The sequence below is a fragment of the Streptomyces sp. NPDC057543 genome (assembly GCF_042801895.1).
GTDB lineage: Bacteria > Actinomycetota > Actinomycetes > Streptomycetales > Streptomycetaceae > Streptomyces.
Window position 1 is genome coordinate 1 of the sequence record NZ_JBHVFF010000538.1, and the last position, 2,347, is coordinate 2,347.

Consider the following 2,347-nt stretch of genomic DNA (forward strand, 5'->3'; position numbering starts at 1 on the left):
GAGACCTCCCGCACAGCCTGCGCCCGTGGCCTGCTGCGCACCGGAGTCGACGAGAAGACCGGCGAACTCCTTACCGCGTCCGTACTCGCCGAGCGTGCACGCCCACGCCCCCCCACGATGGGCAGAACCCATGCCAGACACCACGTCCAACATGGGATCACTTAGCTGATTAGAGACGCTGAACATCGCGTCCTACAGGGCCGGGTTGCCGGTGGCGAAGTCGGTGTAGGCGCGGCCACGGCCGGCCGTCCGGCGGGCTGCTCGGCCACTGCCGCCCGCAGGGCAGCGGTCAGCTCGGTGAAGGCCTCCAGCGCGACCGCCTCGAGGATCTCGCACTTGCCCCGGAAGTGGCTGTAGAGGAAAGGCTGGCTGTACTCGATCCGTTCGGCGAGCTTACGCGTGGTGACCGCGTCCCAGCTCTGGGCCTCGGCGAGCTCCCGGGCCGTGGAGATGATCAGCTGATGGCGATTCGCCAGTGGGCGTGGAGTTCGCGGTGGCGGTGTTCGTCCACCCGATCCTGAACCGGCTTCCCGACGACAGCTGCATCGCCGCCCGCAACGGCGGGGCCCGGGTGCTCGGCCGGGTCATACCGGTCTGGAACATCAGCTCGATGGTGCTCGGCGCGGTCTGGGCCGCCGCGGCCTGGAAGAGCACGGGCGCCCCGCTGGTCACGGCGGCCACCGCGCTGCTTGGGTTGAGCGTGGTGATGTCGTTGCTGCTGCTGGTGCCGATCAACGACCGGGCCAAGACCTGGACCGCGGAGGGCAGGCCCACCGACTGGAAGCAGCAGGCGGGCCGCTGGGAGCGCTACCACTACGTCCGGGGGGCGTGATCGTGCCGGCCTTCGCCCTGTTCACGGTCGCCCTCGGCCGGTGACGATTCACTCAGCAACACCGATCCCGAGGCCCCGGCCCTGCGGGGCCTCCACTCCGAGTCCCGCTGGTTGCGCTACGCATCCGGTCGCTCATCGTCCACGACCACTGATCACGTCGGATCGACTCGCCTAGGACTGCGCGGCCGGCGCCGGGTCGACCCCCAGCTGCCGGAAGAGGTCGTCCATGTTCAGCTGGTCCCAGTGCTCCGCGAGCAGCCCGTCCTCCACCCGCCAGATGTCGATGGACTGGAAGTTCACCGTGCGTCCGGTCGCCGGTATGCCGAGGAAGGTGCCCTGGTGGGTCGCGGTGTACTCCAGGCGGGCCGCCACCCTGTCCCCTTCCCCGATGACGTCGTGCAGCACGGCCTTCAGGTCGGGGAAGGCCGTGAACACCTCGGTCCAGAAAGCCCGGTTGGCCTCGAGGCCGTCGGCCACCCCCGGATTGTGGTCGATGTGTCCGGGCGCCGTGTGCTCCGGCATGGTGCTGACGTCATGACTGTTGATCATGGCTGCGAAGCTCTGGACAAGAGCGTGGTGATTGTTCGACATCCTGGCCTCTCTCGGTTCGGTCGCGGAACGGTTGGGCAGAGCATCGCGGGCGGCGGTCGAGCCGCTCTGGAGCACGCGCGTCGCCGGTGGCTCGAGCGTGACTTGAGTGCTTCATGGTCAAGCTGGACACCATCCCGGTTCTCGAGCTCGGTATCCCCACGAAAGGAACGCCTTCATGACCGCGTCCGCGCACGGCCAGTCACCGGCTGCCAGGAGCGACTCCGAGTTCGGCGGGTTCGACGCCCAGGAGATGGCCATCGTCCACCGTGCCTTCCGGCGGGAGATCCCGTTGCTCGGCAAGATGATCGCCGCGGTCGCCCCGGGAGACGTCAAGCGTGCCGCTGTCCTCGCCGAGCACTTCACCGACCTGCGCTCCGGGCTGATCAACCACCACGAGGGTGAGGACGAGCTGCTGTGGCCCCCGATGCTCACCCGGGTCGGGCTCGAGCGCGAGGTCGTCCTGCGCATGGAAGCCCAGCACGAGCGGGTCGTCGAGACCCTCGACGCGGTCGACGGCCTGGTCGCCAAGTGGGCGCCCACGGCCCAGGCGGAGGCCCGTGACCGCCTCGTGGCCTCGCTCGAGGAGCATCGCGCGGTGCTGGTCGAGCACATCGACGACGAGGAGGCCCACCTGCTGCCCCTCGCCGAGCAATTCCTCACCGCGAAGGAATGGGCCGCGCTGGGCGAACACTTCGTGCTGAACACACCCAAGACAAAGCTGTTCAAGTACTTCGGGATGGTCATGGAGGAGGCCGACGAGCGGGAGCGCGCGGTCCTGCTCGGCGGCCTGCCCGCGCCCGTCCGCCTGGTGTGGCGCCTGCTGGGGCCGTCGATGTACGCCCGCACCCGTCTACCAGGACACCACCGAGCGCAACGGCATCTATCTGCCGAAGGGCACCTGGACCGACTACTGGAGCGGCCGCA

At 68.9% G+C, this 2,347-nt stretch carries 1 protein-coding gene and 3 pseudogenes; 2 read left to right on the forward strand and 2 right to left on the reverse strand.

The annotated features are described in order from the left end of the window. Positions 1–195: 195 nt before the first annotated feature. Positions 196–476, reverse strand: a pseudogene (locus ACFU8Q_RS41020) (helix-turn-helix domain-containing protein); the annotation flags it as partial. On the opposite strand from ACFU8Q_RS41020, the pseudogene ACFU8Q_RS41025 reads away from it, so the two are divergent. Continuing rightward, a pseudogene (locus tag ACFU8Q_RS41025) lies at positions 476–876 on the forward strand (anthrone oxygenase family protein). The pseudogenes ACFU8Q_RS41020 and ACFU8Q_RS41025 sit on opposite strands and share 1 nt — an antisense overlap. A 127-nt stretch (positions 877–1,003) precedes the next feature. On the opposite strand, the gene ACFU8Q_RS41030 reads toward ACFU8Q_RS41025, so the two are convergent. Continuing rightward, positions 1,004–1,423, reverse strand: a complete 420-nt coding sequence (locus ACFU8Q_RS41030) for an ester cyclase (RefSeq protein ID WP_384465184.1) — start codon at positions 1,421–1,423, stop codon at positions 1,004–1,006. 301 nt (positions 1,424–1,724) lie between these two features. Between ACFU8Q_RS41030 and ACFU8Q_RS41035 the strand changes: the two are divergent. Continuing rightward, positions 1,725–2,009 (forward strand): annotated as a pseudogene (locus ACFU8Q_RS41035) (hemerythrin domain-containing protein); the annotation flags it as partial. Positions 2,010–2,347 lie beyond the last annotated feature (338 nt).